The organism is Mannheimia kashgarensis (assembly GCF_041807705.1).
In the GTDB taxonomy this organism is placed as follows: Bacteria; Pseudomonadota; Gammaproteobacteria; order Enterobacterales; family Pasteurellaceae; genus Mannheimia.
On the sequence record NZ_JBGTYY010000025.1, the window covers coordinates 13,338 to 30,779 of the forward strand.

Here is a 17,442-nt window from a genome sequence, read left to right on the forward strand (position 1 = left end):
GACCATACAAGCGGTCGGTTTTCGGAAGGTTTTTGCAAATTTATTCGCTAATATCGTTTAAATCTAACAATTCTGGTGAAAGAATAATGCCGGTTAAATCAGCATAAACATAATCTTCAGGGAAGAAGGTTACGCCGCCAAAATTAACAGGAGTATCCACCTCACCAATATCGGTGTTATCAGCTCCTACTGGAATTGGAGCAAGTGCGTGAATGCCGATATCTAATCTTTCCAAAATATCTAACTGACGAACAGCGCCATAAACGATAATCCCTTCCCAGCCGTTATCCATCGCCAGTTGAGCCAGCTCTGCATCAATTAATGCACGGCGAACTGCACCGCCACCATCAACTAATAACACACGCCCTTCGCCCTCTTCTTCCAGCACTTCGGCAATTAAACCGTTGCTCTCAAAACATTTTACTGTGGTAATTTTACCGAAGAATGATGAAGCCCCCCCGAAGCTCGAGAAAATCGGCTCAACAACATCAACTTGGTCGGAATAAAGATCGCAAAGCTCAGAGGTATCAATACGCATAATATGCTCCTGTTCTTAAGTCATTTAGTTAGAGTATAAACCTTAGCGTTAAATTTGCAAAATTTTATTAAAAAAGACCGCTTACGCTCGTTTTTCTTGCTCTTTGCTGTCTAACGAGCCACTTTTAATGTGTAATTCCATTTGGTTATACGGAATAGATACACCTGCTTCACCAAAGGCTAATTTAACTTGTTCGATAATTTCCCAATAAGCTGCCCAGTAATTTGGGGTTTGCACCCAAGGGCGAACCACCAACTGTACGCTGTTTGCCGCTAAAGCACCCACTGCTACAACAGGAGCAGGCTCTTTTAACACATAAACATTGTTTTCTAAAATACGTTGGATAATCTCTTTTGCTTCTTTTAAGTTAGATTCATAGGAAATATCAAAGGTAAAATCAATACGGCGAGTAGGATTGTTTGAGTAGTTTACAATGCTGTCTGAAAATACTTTACCATTTGGAATAAGCAAGGTTTTATTATCACCGGTACGAAGTTCTAATACTAAAATCCCCATTCGCTCAACCGTACCGGACATTCCTCCGGTTTCAATAAAATCGCCTTTTTGGAACGGTTTGAAGATTAATAACATCACACCGGCTGCAAAGTTTTGTAATGAGTTTTGTAGTGATAGACCAATCGCTAAACCTGCCGCACCGATTAAGGCAACCAGCGAGCTGGTATTAATACCTAATTGTGAAAGTGATGCAATCACAACAATTAATAGCAGTAAGAAATAGCTAATAGATTTGATGAAACTTTGTAGCATTTCATCTCTAGTAGATTTTAATGCAGCTTTACCGAGTAATTTACTGATAATTTGAGCAAGAAATTTACCGATAACGAAGATAGCAATCGCAAGAAGAACTTTCGTGCCATAAGGAATAATCCATTCATTAAGCATCGTGTTTAAATTCATATTGCTGACTTTATTGATCACTTCGCCTGTTTGAGCGACGACATCAATTTTGGGAGTGGCTTCAACTACTTGTTCTACGGTTTTATTCGTCATATTGGTTCCTTAAAATAAAAATGAAAAATTTAGCCAACCGGCTAATAGGCTAGCGGTTTTGTGTTAGAATTTAGGGCAATATTTTCCCTAAAAGACAAAAGAATGGCAACAGAAAAAGTAATTAGTGCCAGCGTTCAATTTTTCACGATTAGTGAAGATGAAGCGGGGCAGCGTTTAGATAATTTTTTATTGGTAAAACTTAAAGGCGTACCGAAAAGTTTGATTTACCGCATTGTGCGTAAAGGCGAAGTGCGAGTAAATAAGGGGCGAATTAAGCCTGAATACAAACTGCAAGCGGATGATGTAGTGCGTGTACCCCCTGTACGTGTAGCGGAGAAAAACGAACCGCAGATCTCCACTAAATTAAATAAAGTGGCAGAGCTAGAAAGCCAAATTCTGTATGAAGATGATTCGATGCTCGTCATTAACAAGCCATCGGGCATTGCGGTGCACGGCGGAAGTGGCTTGAGTTTCGGTGTGATTGAAGCGTTAAGAGCGTTACGTCCGCAAGCGCGCTTTTTAGAGCTGGTTCATCGCATTGACCGTGATACCTCAGGCATTTTGTTAGTTGCCAAAAAACGTTCCGCATTGCGTTCACTCCACGAGCAACTGCGTGAAAAAGTGGTGCAAAAAGATTATTTAGCCTTAGTACGAGGGCAATGGCAGGCTCATACCAAAGTGATTAAAGCCCCACTATTAAAAAACGAATTGGCAAGTGGCGAACGAATTGTACGAGTGAGCGAAGAAGGCAAGCCTTCTGAAACTCGTTTTAGCATTGAAGAGCGTTATACGAATGCAACTCTCGTTAAAGCCTCACCTGTTACGGGTAGAACACATCAAATCCGTGTTCACACCCAATATGCAGGACACCCAATCGCTTTAGACGATAAATATGGCGATAGCGATTTCGACAGCAAAATGAAAGAAGCCGGTTTACATCGCTTATTTCTACACGCCTATTTCATTCGTTTTGAACACCCAAAAACGGGGGAAGAGATGGTAATTACCGCAACGTTAGATAAAACCTTAAAAGGCGTGTTGGCAAAGTTAAGAGCTGAGAAGTAGATTATTATTTCCTCTTTCCTTTTATTAGTAGGGTTGTCAAGTTCTATATCAGTAGGGACAGGTCCTGTGCCTGTCTGCATAGGATATTAATTTACGGGTGGGCACCGGCCCCACCCCTACATACGATCATTATTTATAAAAAAGCAATGCAAATCCATTTTAAAAATTTTCAAAAAAATGACCGCTTGTTAGATTTAACCAAGCCACAAATTATGGGGATTTTAAACTTCACGCCTGATTCATTCTCAGATTCGGGCAAGTTTTTCTCCCTCGATAAAGCCTTGTTCCAAGTTGAGAAAATGCTCAATGAAAGGGCAAGCATTATTGATGTGGGCGGGGAATCTACTCGCCCGAATGCAGCGATTGTAACACTAGAAGAAGAGCTTGAGCGTGTTGTGCCAGTGGTGGAAGCCATTCACAGCCGTTTTGATTGCTTGATTTCAGTCGATAGCTCCAAAGCGGAAGTATTTAGGCAAGCGGCAAAAGTGGGTATGGATATGATTAATGATATCCGAGCTTTAACTGAGCCAAATGCCCTAGAAATGGCGGCTGAGCTTGGGCTACCCGTCTGTTTAATGCATATGCAAGGTAATCCGCAAAATATGCAACAAAATCCAGAATATGATGATGTATTGGAAGAAGTAGCGGATTTCTTAAATCAACGGATTTTTGCTTGTATTACGGCAGGCATTCCCAAAGAGCATATTATTTTAGACCCGGGCTTTGGTTTTGGTAAAACGGTGAAGCACAATTATCAATTACTTAAACATTTTAAAGCCTTTGTAGATTCTGGCTTTCCTGTGCTTGCGGGGCTTTCTCGTAAGTCGATGATTGGGGCGGTGTTAGATAAACCTGTGGAGCAACGTGTGGTTGGTTCTGTGGCTGCTGCCTTGATTGCTGTGCAGAATGGGGCAAAAATTTTGCGTGTTCACGATGTGGCGGAAACCGCCGATATGCTGAAAATTTGGCAGGCTACGATTGACGCAGATAATTAATTTTAGGATTTTTAGGAGTAAAAATGACAACATTAGTTTATGGTATTAAAAATTGCGATACCGTGAAAAAAGCCTTGAAATGGTTGGAAGATAACAACCAAAACCCACAACTTCACGATTACCGTATGGACGGTTTGAATGCTGATTGGTTAGCGGAAATGGAAGCAAAATTCGGCTGGGAAAATTTAGTCAATAAACGTAGCACCACTTGGCGAAATTTAGATGATGCGATTAAAAATAATCTTAACCGTGAAACCGCATTAAAAGTGTTAACCGAGCAACCAACTCTCATTAAACGCCCGATTGTGATTCAAAATGACATTGTCTTGCTTGGGTTTAATGAAAAAGAGTATATGGCTGCGTTTAGCTAATAAACATAAAAATAACCTATTACTTACCCTCTCCCACAAGGGGAGAGAGCATTGGTAAAAATCTCACAAAAAACAACCGCTTGTAATCTTATGAAAAACGAAATTATCTCTCTCGCTCAAAACCTAATCCGCCGTGATTCTATTAGCCCAAAAGATAAAGGCTGCCAACAGGAAATTGCTGAGCGCTTAAGTAAAGTGGGCTTCCAAATTGAATGGTTGCCGTTTGGCGATACCTTGAATATGTGGGCAACTCACGGCACGGAAAATGGTAAAAATGAGCCTTGTATTGCCTTTGCAGGGCATACCGATGTTGTGCCTGTGGGTGAAGAAAGCCAATGGCAATATCCGCCATTTTCGGCTGAAATTGTTGATGGAATGCTTTATGGGCGAGGGGCGGCTGATATGAAAGGATCGCTGTCTGCATTAGTGGTGGCTGCCGAAACCTTTGTGAAAAATAACCCTAATCACAAAGGTAAAGTCGCGTTGCTGATCACCTCTGATGAAGAAGCTGCAGCAAAAGATGGCACGGTAAAAGTGGTCGAAACCTTAATGGCTCGTAACGAAGCCGTGCATTATGCGGTAGTGGGAGAGCCGTCTAGCAGTAAAGTGCTGGGCGATGTGATTAAAAACGGCAGACGTGGCTCAATTACGGCAGAGCTCTATATCGAGGGCATTCAAGGACACGTTGCTTATCCACATTTAGCGGAAAACCCAGTGCATACCTCACTTGGCTTTTTAACTGAGCTAACTCAATACCAATGGGATAACGGCAACGAATTTTTCCCACCAACCAGCTTACAAGTAGCAAATATTAAAGCCGGTACAGGCAGCAATAATGTCATTCCAGGCGAACTTTATGTGCAGTTTAATTTACGTTATTGCACTGAAGTAACCGATGAAATCATTAAAGCTAAAGTGGCGGAAATGTTAGCAAAACACGGTTTGAAATACCGTATTAGCTGGAATTTATCGGGCAAGCCTTTCCTTGCAGGTAATGGAAGACTGGTAGAAGCGGCAGTGCAAGCGGTCGAAAATGTGACAAAAATTACACCTCGTTTAGATACCGGCGGTGGTACATCAGACGGCAGATTTATTGCTTTAATGGGAACAGAAGTGGTGGAGTTTGGACCTCTCAACGCCACTATTCATAAAGTGAATGAGTGTGTGAGCGTGGAAGATTTAGCCAAATGTGGTGAGGTTTATCACCACATTTTAGAGAAACTCCTTATCAGAAGATAACAGATATAGGCAGAGAATAATCAATAATCACTCTGCCTATTTTTTATATAGATATTCCACAAAATAACGTTTACACTAGCTGCCAGTTTTTATATTTACAGGAAAATTTTATGCAGCTTTACTCTTATATCTGCTTGCTATTTGGGCTTGCAATGTTTATTTCCTTTTTTACAAGGAAAATAAATGAAAATATTCAAACTACCATTGCGATTACTGCTTCTGCTCTTATTGGTTCTCTCCTTATTCTTACCTTCGGTTCTCTTGGCTGGTTTAACGTTGATCAACTTGCCATTTCTATTTTCGAACAGCTTGATTTCAAAAGTTTCTTATTAAACGGTATGCTAGGCTTCTTGCTTTTTGCAGGTTCACTAGGCATTAAACTTCCGTTAATGAAAGAGCAACATCGTGAAATAGCGGTATATGCGTTAATTTCTACCTTGATTTCTACTTTCTTAATCGGCGGTTTAATTTATCTTATAGCCAGATTATGTGGTTTAGATATTGCCTTTGTTTACTGTTTGTTATTTGGCTCGCTCATTTCACCAACAGACCCGATAGCCGTGCTTGCAATTATCAAAAGCCTAAAAGCGCCGAAACGCCTTTCTATGCACGTTGAGGGCGAGTCTTTATTCAACGATGGTATCGGTTTAGTGATTTTTACTACCATTTTTGCTGTGGCATTCGGTGGGCAAGAGCCGACATTTGGTGGGGTAGTGGGGTTGTTCTTACAAGAAGCGGTAGGCGGTATTTTATTTGGCTTATTAACAGGCTTTATCGCCCATAAATTTATTTCGGCAACCGATGACGGAAGCCTTGAGATTTTAATCACGCTCACTATTCCAACTGTTGGCTTTGTGATTGCGAATTACTTGCACGTTTCAGGTGCATTAACAATGGTGGTAGCAGGGATTATGATTGGTAACTGGACACGCCGTTCAGGTTTTTCCGAACAGAGCCAAAAATACCTCGACCACTTTTGGGAAATGATCGACCATTCTCTTAACTATCTCTTGTTCCTACTTATCGGTTTAAGTACACTCTTGGTTGATTTTACCTTTATTGGCGGTGTGCTGATGCTTGCAGCTATTCCAATCTGTTTGCTTTCTCGCTATATCAGCTTATGGATTCCATACCAAGTGTTAAAACGTTTCCGCACCTATAACCCTTACACCTTAAAAATTATGACGTGGGGCGGTTTACGAGGTGGTTTAGCATTAGCAATGGCACTTGCCGTACCAACGGGTTCTGCGATGATCTCTAGTTCAGAAGGCAATCTTGATGTGCGAGATTTGATTTTGTTGATGACCTATGCGGTCGTCACTTTCTCCATTCTAGTACAAGGTTCAACCGTTGAGCCAATGATTAAAAAAGCAAAAATGGTTGATCCAAGACGGGTCGCATTAAATAAACTCGGCGGTTCAGATGATGTAATTCCACATATTTAGCTAGCATACATTTTATATAACGAAATGAAATATTGTCTTGCTAAAGATTATTAGCTTTCTAGACGGCTTTGTACTTAATACCTCCTAAATTAATTTTTAGGAGGTATTTTTTATGTTATTAACAGGACTATTATGTGGTTTCCTACTCGGTATTTGTAATACAGAGAGGACGTTTCTGTATTACAGGGGCATTTCGTGATCTCTATGTAACGAAAAGCAGCCGAATGTTTGTGGCACTTCTAATTGCAATTACAGTGCAATCTATCGGCATTTGGTTGTTATATGAGGCTGGTTCTTTTGAGTCTCCTGCGGAAAGCTTACCGCTACTTGCCGTACTTATTGGGGCATTTCTTTTCGGCATTGGTATTATCTATGCAGGGGGGGCAACAGGAACTTGGTATCGTGCCGGTGAAGGGTTAATTGGTAGTTGGGTCGCCTTAATTGTTTATGGGCTGTTTTCCGCTTCAATGAGAACAGGTGTACTATCCCCTATTAATCAAGAACTAAAAAGTAATGTTATTGAACAACGCACTATTCACGAAACCTTTGGTATTCCACCTTGGATCTTAGTCTTTATTTTAACTGCTGTTACTTTAATATTAACTATTCCTCATTTAAGAAAGCCAAGAGGCAAAACTATTGCCTTAAAACCACGCAAAACAGGCTTAGCCCATATTCTATTTGAAAAACTTTGGCACCCATTTGTAACAGCGGTATTAGTTGGTTTGATTGCATTATTAGCGTGGCCGTTAAGTAATGCTGCAGGGAGAAATTTTGGTTTAGGCATTACCACACCGAGTGCAAACATTATTCAATACATTGTATTTGGCGATGATAAATTCATTAACTGGGGTGTTTTCTTAGTGTTAGGGATCTTAATTGGCTCATTTATTGCCGCAAAATTCTCAAATGAATTTCGCTTTAGAGTGCCAGATACAACTACAATGTTACGCAGTGCAGGCGGCGGTGCATTAATGGGGATTGGTGCAAGTCTTGCTGGTGGTTGCTCTATCGGTAATGGTTTGGTTGAAACAGCCTTTTCTCTTGGCAAGGTTGGATTTCATTGCCTATTATGATTTTAGGCACATCGGTTGGTGCGTATTTTACTATTATTCGCCCACAACGTTTAAAAGGTTAATTTTTAAGGAGTTATGACTATGAATGTACGTTTACCCGCTTCAGGGCTTGTTTGCCCATTTCCTTTAGTAGAAGCAAAAGCAGCTATGGCAAAATTAAATAAAGGCGATAGCTTAACAATTGAATTCGATTGCACACAAGCAACAGAAGCTATTCCAAACTGGGCAGAGGAAGAAGGTTATGAGGTAACCGATTACCAGCAAATTGGCGATGCACTATGGGAAATTACGGTTGTTAAATAATTTTACAAATACTAAGTAATAAAAAAGCTCTACTTTCGTAGAGCTTTTTCTATGTAATATTTAATCAGGAATTATAGTAAACCTGGCTGACCTAATGCTGGGTCTGTTGCACGAGCTGCGATTGCATCTTCAACAGTCATACCTAATGCTTTAGCAACACCTTCACCATATGCTGGGTCACAAGCATAGCAGTTACGGATATGACGGTATTTGATGAAATCTAACGCATCGCCCATACCTGCAGCAGTATTGTTGAATAATGCTTGTTTTTGCTCATCGCTCATATTGTTGAACAATACGCGTGGTTGGCTGAAGTAGTCTGAATCATCTTCACGATAATCCCAGTGTGCTGCATCACCGCTGATTTTTAGTGGTGGCTCAGCGTATTGAGCTTGTTCTTGCCATTTACCGAAGCTGTTTGGTTCGTAGTGGATTGTGCTACCGTAGTTACCGTCCACACGACCTTGACCATCACGTGCGTTGCTGTGTACCGGGCAACGTGGTGCGTTTACAGGGATTTGGTGGTGGTTTACACCTAAACGGTAACGTTGAGCGTCCGCATAGTTAAATAAACGAGCTTGTAACATACGGTCTGGAGACACGCTGATACCCGGTACTAAGTTGCTTGGTGCGAAAGCAGATTGCTCAACATCAGCAAAGAAGTTTTCTGGGTTACGGTTTAATTCAAACTCACCTACTTCAATTAATGGGTAGTCTGATTTTGGCCATACTTTTGTTAAATCGAATGGGTGGTATGGTACTTTGTCTGCATCAGTTTCAGGCATAATTTGCACATACATTTTCCATTTCGGGAAATCACCACGCTCGATTGCTTCGTATAAATCACGTTGGTGGCTTTCGCGATCGTTTGCAATGATTGCAGCTGCTTCTTCGTTTGTTAAGTTTTTGATACCTTGTTGTGTACGGAAGTGGAATTTCACCCAGAAACGCTCATTTTCAGCATTGATGAAGCTGTAAGTGTGTGAACCAAAGCCGTGCATATGACGGTAAGAAGCAGGGATACCACGATCACTCATTACGATAGTAACTTGGTGGAATGCTTCAGGTAATAATGTCCAGAAATCCCAGTTGTTTGTTGCAGAACGCATATTGGTACGAGGGTCACGTTTAACTGCTTTGTTTAAATCCGGGAATTTACGTGGATCACGTAGGAAGAATACAGGCGTGTTGTTACCAACCATATCCCAGTTACCTTCTTCAGTATAGAATTTTAATGCGAAACCACGAATATCACGCTCAGCATCTGCTGCACCACGCTCACCCGCTACAGTTGTGAAACGAGCAAACATTTCAGTTTTTTTACCAACTTGGCTGAAGATTGCAGCACGAGTATATTTAGTGATGTCATTAGTTACGGTGAAAGTACCGAATGCACCGGAACCTTTAGCGTGCATACGACGCTCAGGAATCACTTCACGTACGAAGTTAGCTAATTTTTCGTTTAACCATAAATCTTGAGCTAATAATGGACCACGTGGACCAGCAGTTAAGCTGTTTTGGTTATCAACAACAGGTGCACCGTTGTTTCTTGTTAAATGTACAACAGGACATTTTGACATAATAGAATCCTCATAAAAAGTAAGATAGGTAATCAATTCGAGTATTGATTATAGAGATCAGGTTTTTTTTCGCAATCTATTAATTCGATAATTTAGGACTATTAAAATTTGCTGTTTAATAGCTGATTATAATTGTCACCTATTTATAGGTGTGATACAAGCGGCTGATTTTAGTAAATTTTTTGCAAATGTATAAAGAAAAAAGTACCTATCTGAGACAGGTACTTTTTAATCAATAAGATGGTGGATTTATTTCCCTAAATTATCAAAAAATTTCTTCACGCCATCAAAAAAGCCTTCGTGTTTTGGGCGGTGTTGTGCTTTACCCTCTAAACTTTCTTCAAATTGGTGAAGGAGTGCTTTTTGTTCTTCGTTTAAATTCACCGGGGTTTCAATAACCACTTTGCAGATTAAATCGCCGGTGTAGCCGCCTCTGGCACTTGCCACGCCCTTACCACGCACACGGAATAGTTTGCCTGTTTGAGTTTCTGCGGGAATTTTCAGTTTGAGCTTACCATCTAAGGTTGGCACTTCAATTTCGCCACCTAATGCTGCAAGGGTAAAGCTGATTGGCACTTCACAATATAAGTTTGAACCATCACGCTCAAAAATATCGTGTTCTTTAACGTGGATAACAACGTATAAATCGCCTGCCGGAGCGCCGTTCTCACCTGCAGCACCTTCACCTGATAAGCGAAGCTGATTGCCGGTATCCACACCTGCCGGAATGGTAACAGATAAGTTTTTCGCTTTCTGAACACGTCCATCGCCGTGGCAAGAATGACAAGGTTTTTCAATGCGTTTTCCTGTGCCGTGACAACTCGGACAAACCGCTTCTGTTACAAAGAAACCTTGCTGACGGCGAATACGACCAGAGCCGTGACAGTGAGAACAGGTTTCCACCTTGCTCCCTGCTTCCGCCCCTGAACCGTGGCAAGTCTCACATTCCGCCAACGTTTGAATACGAATATCTTTCTTACAACCTTTTACGGCTTCTTCAAGGGTGATTTCGATGTCGTAACGTAAATCATCGCCACGCACCACACGCTGACGGCGACCACCGCCACCGAAACTACCACCAAACATTTCGCTGAAGATGTCTTCAAAGCCGCCGAAGCCACCGCCACCAAAACCACCGAATCCGCCAGCACCGCCGCCGCCTTGTTCAAAAGCTGCGTGTCCATATTGGTCGTACATCGCTTTTTTCTCGCTGTCGGTCAGCACTTCATAGGCTTCTGTAATTTCTTTAAATTTCTCTTCTGACTCTTTGCTACCTTGATTTTTATCAGGGTGATGCTTAGCCGCCAAACGTTTATAAGCTCGTTTGATGTCTTGCTCGCTCGCCCCTTTAGACAGTCCAAGCACTTCGTAATAATCTTTCTTTGCCATAGTTTTTCCGTTATTTTTGCAAAATTTTTATAAAAAATGACCGCTTGTCATAATTAACTAAGATGGCGCAAGCATCCACGCTTGTGCCAAATGCTGTTCAAAGCACAAGCGTGGACGCTTGCGCTATCAAAACTAACAATGCGGATTCACCGCAATATAAATTTCTACTTTTCCGTTCGCTAAATGTTTTTCAAAATCGGTGGTATAAGCTCTTTTTAGCAATCCTTGCTTAGAACGGTTTTCAATATTTTTCCAAGTCTCTATTAATAATTCTTCTGTGGTTGGTACGATCTCATACCACGCAAAATCTTCCATTAAGATTGGGGTACTATCGTTTTCTTTTTCTGTTGCAATAACCGTTCGGTTAGTTTTGTGATCGTATATTTTATAAAACGGCGGTTGCACAGCTTCCGTTGTTGGGTAGAGTTTTAGCATTTGTAAAATTTTCTTAAAATATGACCGCTTGTTTCTCTGTAGGGCAAATTACAATTTACCCCAGGATAGAATAATACACAAAAGGGGCGAAAGATTTTCGCCCCTACAAGTTACGGAAGATTACTTATTATCTTTCACTTCTTCAAATTCCGCATCTACCACGCCATCATCTTTTGCTGATTGTTGTGGTTGCTCGCCGCCTTGTGCTTTTGCTTGAGCTGCTTGCATTAACGGTTCTGATGCTTTGATTAATGCTTCGATTTTCGCTTCAATTTCCGCTTTGTCTTCGCCTTTTGCAGCGGTTTCTAAGTCTGCAATAGCGGCTTCAATTTTCGCTTTATCGTCTGCATTTAACGTATCGCCGGCTTCCGTGATTTGCTTACGGGTTGCGTGAGCAATACCGTCTGCTTGGTTACGGGCTTGAACTAACTCTTCAAATTTCTTATCTGCTTCTGCGTTTGCTTCCGCATCACGCACCATTTGTTCTACTTCTTCATCGCTTAAGCCTGAAGATGCTTGAATTTTGATTTGTTGTTCTTTACCTGTGTTTTTATCTTTCGCAGACACGTTGATGATACCGTTCGCATCAATATCAAAAGTTACTTCAATTTGTGGCATACCGCGTGGAGCAGGGTTAATACCTTCAAGGTTGAATTGACCTAACGATTTATTATCCGCCGCACGTTTACGCTCGCCTTGTAACACGTGGATTGTTACCGCGGATTGGTTATCTTCCGCTGTTGAGAACACTTGTGATTTCTTAGTTGGAATCGTGGTGTTTTTCTCAATTAGGGTTGTCATTACACCACCCATTGTTTCGATACCAAGTGAAAGCGGAGTAACGTCTAATAACAATACATCTGTTACAGAACCGCTTAATACACCACCTTGAACGGCTGCACCGATTGCCACCGCTTCATCTGGGTTCACATCTTTACGAGGCTCTTTACCGAAGAAGTCAGCCACTTTTTTCTGTACTAATGGCATACGGGTTTGACCGCCCACTAAGATAACATCGTTGATATCGCTTACTGATAAACCGGCATCTGCTAAAGCTGTTTTTAACGGCTCTAATGAACGGTTTACTAAATCTTCAACTAAAGATTCTAATTTCGCACGTGTTACTTTGATGTTTAAGTGTTTCGGACCTGTTGCATCTGCTGTGATGTACGGAAGATTTACCTCAGTTTCTTGTGCTGAAGAAAGCTCAATTTTCGCTTTTTCTGCTGCTTCTTTCACACGTTGCATTGCCATTGGATCGTTGCGTAAATCAACCGCTTGTTCTTTTTTGAACTCTTCTACTAAGTAGTTGATGACACGGTTGTCAAAGTCTTCACCACCTAAGTGAGTGTCACCGTTGGTTGCACGCACCTCAAAAGTTTGCTCGCCATCAAAGTTATCAATTTCGATAATTGAGATATCGAATGTACCACCACCTAAGTCGTACACCGCAATAGTTTGGTTCTCTTTCTTAGAATCTAAACCGTATGCAAGTGCCGCTGCGGTTGGTTCGTTGATGATACGTTTAACATCTAAACCTGCAATACGACCCGCATCTTTTGTTGCTTGACGCTGTGCATCGTTAAAGTATGCAGGCACGGTAATTACCGCTTCGGTTACCGGCTCACCTAAGAAATCTTCTGCTGTTTTCTTCATTTTTTTCAAGATTTCAGCTGAGATTTGAGGAGGCGCTAATTTTTCGCCTTTTACTGTTACCCACGCATCGCCATTATCTGCTTTAGTGATTTCAAACGGCATAATTTCGATATCACGTTGTACTTCTGCATCTGTAAAACGGCGACCAATTAAACGTTTGATTGCAAATAAGGTATTTTTCGGGTTAGTGATCGCCTGGCGTTTTGCCGGCTGACCTACTAAAGTTTCTTTATCAGTGTAAGCGATGATTGATGGTGTTGTTCTTGCACCTTCTGCATTTTCAATTACGCGTGGTTTATCACCATCCATTACCGCTACGCAAGAGTTTGTTGTACCTAAGTCAATACCAATGATTTTACCCATTTTTGATTCCTCTAGTTATAAATTCAGTTTCAAAAAGAAACGAGATTATTTTCTCGTTCAGACGAAACCATAAATAGGGGCAAAAATGGCGGGTTCAAGGGCAAAAATAAAAAAATTGTAAAATTTTTGCAAAAAATGACCGCTTGCAGCTCCTTAAACCGATTTACAAACCATATCTCAAAACGCTATTATTCAAAAAACTTTATAGGAAATAATATGAAACTTATCACAACCATTATTCAACCTTCAAGACTAGACCAAGTGCGAGATGCTCTTTCAGAAATTGATGTTCAAGGTATGACGATTACGGAAGTAAAAGGCTTTGGCAGACAATACGGGCATAGTGAAGAAGAACTCTCTCAAATCAATACGATTGATTTTCGCCCTAAAATTAAAATAGAAGTATTGGTTTCTAATTACCAAACCGATGCGGTTATTGATGCGATTTTAAATGCATCTTATTCAGGGCAAGTAGGGGATGGCAAAATTTATGTTGCTAATATTGAACAAGTAATCCGTACTCGCACGGGTGAAACTGATGATGAGGCACTTTAGACTTCTTAAATAAGGGAATAATTATGGCATTGCACCGTTGTCCTGAATGCAGAAAGCGTATTAGTGACAGTATTGACAGCTGCCCTCATTGTGGCTTTTCATTCAAAGAAGCTGATTTAGATGTTTACCGAAAGAAATTAGAGCAACGTAGGCTACATAATCAAGAAGTAAATAAAAAAAGTATAAAATTACAATTAATTTGGCTAGGTATTTTTGCAACGGTAATTAGTGTGGCAGCACTTATTGCAAATTAATATCAAGATGCAGAGGAAGATATACATCTGTTCTGCATCTTAATAATTGATCAGTGGCATTTTTTGGAGAAGTTATTTCCTACCATAAACGCAATGAACCCGACTATTAAAGAAGGCACAATTGCGTGGAAGCCTAAAACAGATATTTTAAATATAGTCATTACTACATAACAAGCTAACCCTGACAGCATAGAGCAGATGGCACCGCTTGCATTTGCTTTTTCCCAATAAAGCCCTAATACAATCACCCAAAGGAAAGTCGCTTCTAACCCCCCTAAAGAGAGTAAGTTAAGCCAAATCAACATATCAGGAGGATTCAGTGCGGCAAACATTAAAAACACCGTGAAGGTAAGGGTAGTAATGGTGGAGAATAGTTTAATTTTTTTCTCGTTGTTAATTGCATTCGGTTTTATAGCTAAATAGAGATCCTTAATCAAAGTTGATGAAGATTGAATCAGCATCGAATCAATAGATGACATAATTGCCGCCATTGGTGCAGCGAGGAATATACCTGCAACGACAGGCGGTAATACTTGTACCATTAAGGTCGGAATTACCTGATCCGGCACTTTTAAATCAGGCACAACCGCTCTGCTTAATACGCCTGAAAGGTGCATACCAAACATTAAAATTGCAATAACGATAGTGCCAATAACCATCGCTTTATGCAGAGCCTGGCTGTCTTTATACGCCATACTTCTTACCGCAATATGTGGCAAGCCCACTAAGCCGAAGCAAACCAATACCCAAAATGAAGCCATAAAGGTAAGATCAAGCGGGCGTTCATCAATGCCGTGTGGGGTGGTAAGCTGTGGGTTAATAGCTTCAAGGGTGTTCATCGCATTTTCTACCCCACCTGCGGCATAAATCACACCGCCGAGTAAAATGATTGTGCCTACCATCATTACCAAGCCTTGAATGGTATCGGTTAGCACAACCGCTCTAAAACCGCCGATAAAGGTATAAAGCCCGACAGTCACGGCAAAAATCATCACCGCTGTTTGGTAAGGAATGCTGAGTGTGGTTTCAAGCAAGCGACCGGCACCGATAAATTGCACCGTCATCATTGCAAAAAAGGAAAGTAATAAGGCTAGTCCTGCAATCCAAACCACAAATTTGTTTTGATAGCGGGCAAGCAGCATATCATTAATGGTGACACTATTGTGCTTGCGGGCAAGTAAGGCAAATTTTTTGCCTAATGCACCGAGTGAGAGCAATACGGCAGGGACTTGAATCATTGCCAGTAACACCCAGCCTAAACCGTATTTATAGGCAGCACCCGGCCCACCGATAAAGGAACTTGCCCCCACATAAGTGGCGGCGGTTGTCATTGCTAACACAAAACCCGACATTGAACGCCCACCGATGTAGTATTCCGAGATAAAACTACCACCTTGGCGTTTACGGTAAGCATAAAACGCCACGCCAAACACAAAAATTAAATAAGCAATCAGCGGTAAAATCATTTCACTATTCATTATTCACCTCAAGATCGATATTTTTATACACTTTTTTCACTACAATAGTGGCAATTAAGCTAAATAGTACGGGTAAGAAAATGCAAGAAAGTTCAAACCAAATCGGAAAGCCGAAAATGCCTCTGCCTTGCGGTGAAAAGTAAGCAAAACCTACCCAGCCGAGCAGATAAATCAGCGTAAGCAACACAGCCCAACGTGCTTCTGTTGTTAATTGTTGATACATAAAGTCTCCTTAAAATATAAAAAGAACCTCGCAGTTGCGAGGTGTGTCTAATATTGCCATTCGTCCGGGTCTATTCCCAGCTCACGCATTTTTTGTTTTGCCTCTTCAGGGATTTCATCTGCCCTGTCTTTCATCAAGTCTTCATCATTCGGCAAAGGCTGACCGGTAAAGGCGTGCAAAAAAGCCTCGCACAATAATTCGCTGTTGGTTGCGTGACGAAGGTTTTTGATTTGGCGACGTGTGCGTTCATTGGTTAAAATTTCCAATACTTTAATTGGAATTGAAACCGTTACTTTCTTGACTTGCTCGCTTTTTTTGCCGTGTTCTGCATAGGGGCTGATATATTCACCGTTCCAATCTGCCATTTGATTACTCCTTTATGATTTGCTTGTATTGTAATCAAAAGCGAAGCATATAACAATCTAGACGTCTAGATTTCTAAAGGAAATCGTATTTTATTTTGTATTTTTAATGAACTCCGTTAAAATGACCGCAATTTATTCCCCAAAAGGCAAACTTATGAAAGTATCATCATTAAAACAACTTTTTGTTGTACTCAGCGTGGCGGTTTTAACCGCTTGTTCTTCAAGCATTAATCCTGAAACAGGCGTACGAGACGACCCATTAGAAGGCTTCAACCGTGCAATGTGGAAAGTAAACTACGACTATTTAGACCCTTATGTATTAAAACCTGTCGCAAAAGGCTGGAAAGACTATGTACCAAGCCCAGTTAAAACAGGTTTAGTGAATGTAGCAAATAACTTAGATGAGCCGGTGAGTTTTATTAACCGCTTACTTGAAGGCGAAGGCAAGAAAGCAATGGTTCACTTCAACCGTTTCTGGATCAACAGTATCTTTGGTTTAGGTGGTTTAATTGACTGGGCTAGCCTAGATGATGGATTACGCCTCGATAATGGGCAGCGTGGCTTAGGCGAAAGTTTAGGGGCAAATGGTGTGCCTTCCGGCTCTTACATTATGGTGCCGGCTTACGGTGCAACCACACCACGTCAAGGCATTGGTAGTGCCGTTGAAACGGGGTACTCGGTGCTTACTTACGTTGGCACGCCTTGGTCGGTAGCTAAATATGTGGTGCAAGGTATCGACACTCGCTCTAAATTACTGGAGCAAGATGCGTTGTTAGAACAAGCACAAGATCCTTATGTAACCTTCCGTGAAGCCTACTTCCAAAACTTAGAATTCAAAGTAAAAGATGGCAATGTTGAAGCAAATCAGCAAGAACAGCTGTCTGAAGAAGAGTTGAAAAATATTGATTAATCTGTAGGGGCGGGTCCTGTGCCTGCCCTAAATTTATCCTTAACATTCGGGCGGGCACAAGACCCACCCCTTGTATATCTCAAATGAGTTAAACTAAGCAACACAACCCGTTATCGGCATCTCGTCTCGTCCCTTGAAAGCACTTCGTTGTGTAGCTTAGAGAGCCGATAACTTTCATCACAAAAACCGAA

General features: G+C 41.2%; 18 protein-coding genes and 1 pseudogene. 10 read left to right on the top strand and 9 right to left on the bottom strand.

Annotation, left to right across the window (positions count from 1 at the left end; genetic code table 11):
- Positions 1-40: 40 nt before the first annotated feature.
- Together rraA and ACERCF_RS09695 are read right to left on the bottom strand one after the other, a co-directional pair.
- Positions 41-538, bottom strand: coding sequence for a ribonuclease E activity regulator RraA (rraA, locus tag ACERCF_RS09690; RefSeq protein ID WP_373625461.1), 498 nt, complete (start codon positions 536-538; stop codon positions 41-43).
- Between the two features lie 81 nt (positions 539-619).
- Positions 620-1,549 carry a mechanosensitive ion channel family protein gene (locus ACERCF_RS09695; protein WP_373625462.1) on the bottom strand — a complete coding sequence of 310 codons (930 nt, stop codon included), beginning with the start codon at positions 1,547-1,549 and terminating at the stop codon, positions 620-622.
- A gap of 102 nt (positions 1,550-1,651) precedes the next feature.
- On the opposite strand from ACERCF_RS09695, the gene rluC reads away from it, so the two are divergent.
- The 7 genes and pseudogenes from rluC to ACERCF_RS09730 all read left to right on the top strand — a co-directional run bounded on the left by rluC (position 1,652) and on the right by ACERCF_RS09730 (position 8,043).
- Positions 1,652-2,614 carry a 23S rRNA pseudouridine(955/2504/2580) synthase RluC gene (gene rluC, locus ACERCF_RS09700; RefSeq protein ID WP_373625463.1) on the top strand — a complete coding sequence of 321 codons (963 nt, stop codon included), beginning with the start codon at positions 1,652-1,654 and terminating at the stop codon, positions 2,612-2,614.
- Between the two features lie 146 nt (positions 2,615-2,760).
- Complete coding sequence (gene folP / locus ACERCF_RS09705; RefSeq protein WP_373611344.1) at positions 2,761-3,609, top strand: dihydropteroate synthase; 849 nt, start codon at positions 2,761-2,763, stop codon at positions 3,607-3,609.
- Between the two features lie 23 nt (positions 3,610-3,632).
- Positions 3,633-3,980, top strand: coding sequence for an ArsC family reductase (locus tag ACERCF_RS09710; RefSeq protein ID WP_373625464.1), 348 nt, complete (start codon positions 3,633-3,635; stop codon positions 3,978-3,980).
- Positions 3,981-4,070: 90 nt separating this feature from the next.
- Positions 4,071-5,219 (top strand): succinyl-diaminopimelate desuccinylase, encoded by a 1,149-nt coding sequence (dapE, locus tag ACERCF_RS09715; RefSeq protein WP_373625465.1) that lies wholly within the window; start codon positions 4,071-4,073, stop codon positions 5,217-5,219.
- Between the two features lie 110 nt (positions 5,220-5,329).
- Positions 5,330-6,664 carry a cation:proton antiporter gene (locus ACERCF_RS09720; protein WP_373625466.1) on the top strand — a complete coding sequence of 445 codons (1,335 nt, stop codon included), beginning with the start codon at positions 5,330-5,332 and terminating at the stop codon, positions 6,662-6,664.
- A 112-nt stretch (positions 6,665-6,776) separates the two neighbouring features.
- Positions 6,777-7,802 (top strand): annotated as a pseudogene (locus ACERCF_RS09725) (YeeE/YedE thiosulfate transporter family protein).
- 19 nt (positions 7,803-7,821) lie between these two features.
- Entirely contained in the window at positions 7,822-8,043 is a 222-nt protein-coding gene (locus ACERCF_RS09730) for a sulfurtransferase TusA family protein (RefSeq protein ID WP_025235204.1), read from the top strand.
- Between the two features lie 71 nt (positions 8,044-8,114).
- Here ACERCF_RS09730 and ACERCF_RS09735 read toward each other — a convergent pair whose 3' ends face one another.
- The 4 genes from ACERCF_RS09735 to dnaK form a co-directional block, all read right to left on the bottom strand.
- The gene (locus ACERCF_RS09735; protein WP_373625467.1) at positions 8,115-9,623 is read right to left on the bottom strand and encodes a catalase; all 1,509 of its coding nucleotides are present in this window, start codon (positions 9,621-9,623) and stop codon (positions 8,115-8,117) included.
- 249 nt (positions 9,624-9,872) lie between these two features.
- Positions 9,873-11,012 (bottom strand): molecular chaperone DnaJ, encoded by a 1,140-nt coding sequence (gene dnaJ, locus ACERCF_RS09740; protein ID WP_373625468.1) that lies wholly within the window; start codon positions 11,010-11,012, stop codon positions 9,873-9,875.
- 132 nt (positions 11,013-11,144) lie between these two features.
- Positions 11,145-11,447 (bottom strand): hypothetical protein, encoded by a 303-nt coding sequence (locus ACERCF_RS09745; RefSeq protein ID WP_373611338.1) that lies wholly within the window; start codon positions 11,445-11,447, stop codon positions 11,145-11,147.
- 120 nt (positions 11,448-11,567) lie between these two features.
- Positions 11,568-13,466 carry a molecular chaperone DnaK gene (dnaK, locus tag ACERCF_RS09750; RefSeq protein WP_373611337.1) on the bottom strand — a complete coding sequence of 633 codons (1,899 nt, stop codon included), beginning with the start codon at positions 13,464-13,466 and terminating at the stop codon, positions 11,568-11,570.
- Between the two features lie 216 nt (positions 13,467-13,682).
- On the opposite strand from dnaK, the gene ACERCF_RS09755 reads away from it, so the two are divergent.
- Together ACERCF_RS09755 and ACERCF_RS09760 are read left to right on the top strand one after the other, a co-directional pair.
- Entirely contained in the window at positions 13,683-14,021 is a 339-nt protein-coding gene (locus ACERCF_RS09755; protein WP_373611336.1) for a P-II family nitrogen regulator, read from the top strand.
- Positions 14,022-14,044: 23 nt separating this feature from the next.
- Positions 14,045-14,275, top strand: a complete 231-nt coding sequence (locus ACERCF_RS09760) for a zinc ribbon domain-containing protein (protein ID WP_373625469.1) — start codon at positions 14,045-14,047, stop codon at positions 14,273-14,275.
- Positions 14,276-14,325: 50 nt separating this feature from the next.
- Here ACERCF_RS09760 and panF read toward each other — a convergent pair whose 3' ends face one another.
- Genes panF through metJ form a run of 3 tightly spaced genes read right to left on the bottom strand, consistent with a single transcriptional unit; the run spans position 14,326 to position 16,341 of the window.
- The gene (gene panF / locus ACERCF_RS09765; RefSeq protein WP_373625470.1) at positions 14,326-15,753 is read right to left on the bottom strand and encodes a sodium/pantothenate symporter; all 1,428 of its coding nucleotides are present in this window, start codon (positions 15,751-15,753) and stop codon (positions 14,326-14,328) included.
- Positions 15,746-15,976, bottom strand: coding sequence for a YhdT family protein (locus tag ACERCF_RS09770; protein WP_154703798.1), 231 nt, complete (start codon positions 15,974-15,976; stop codon positions 15,746-15,748). Before ACERCF_RS09770 ends, panF begins: the two co-directional genes overlap by 8 nt.
- Positions 15,977-16,023: 47 nt before the next feature.
- Positions 16,024-16,341, bottom strand: coding sequence for a met regulon transcriptional regulator MetJ (metJ, locus tag ACERCF_RS09775; protein ID WP_154703799.1), 318 nt, complete (start codon positions 16,339-16,341; stop codon positions 16,024-16,026).
- A gap of 154 nt (positions 16,342-16,495) precedes the next feature.
- Between metJ and ACERCF_RS09780 the strand changes: the two genes are divergently transcribed.
- The gene (locus ACERCF_RS09780) at positions 16,496-17,251 is read left to right on the top strand and encodes an MlaA family lipoprotein (RefSeq protein ID WP_373611332.1); all 756 of its coding nucleotides are present in this window, start codon (positions 16,496-16,498) and stop codon (positions 17,249-17,251) included.
- The last annotated feature ends 191 nt before the right edge of the window (positions 17,252-17,442 follow it).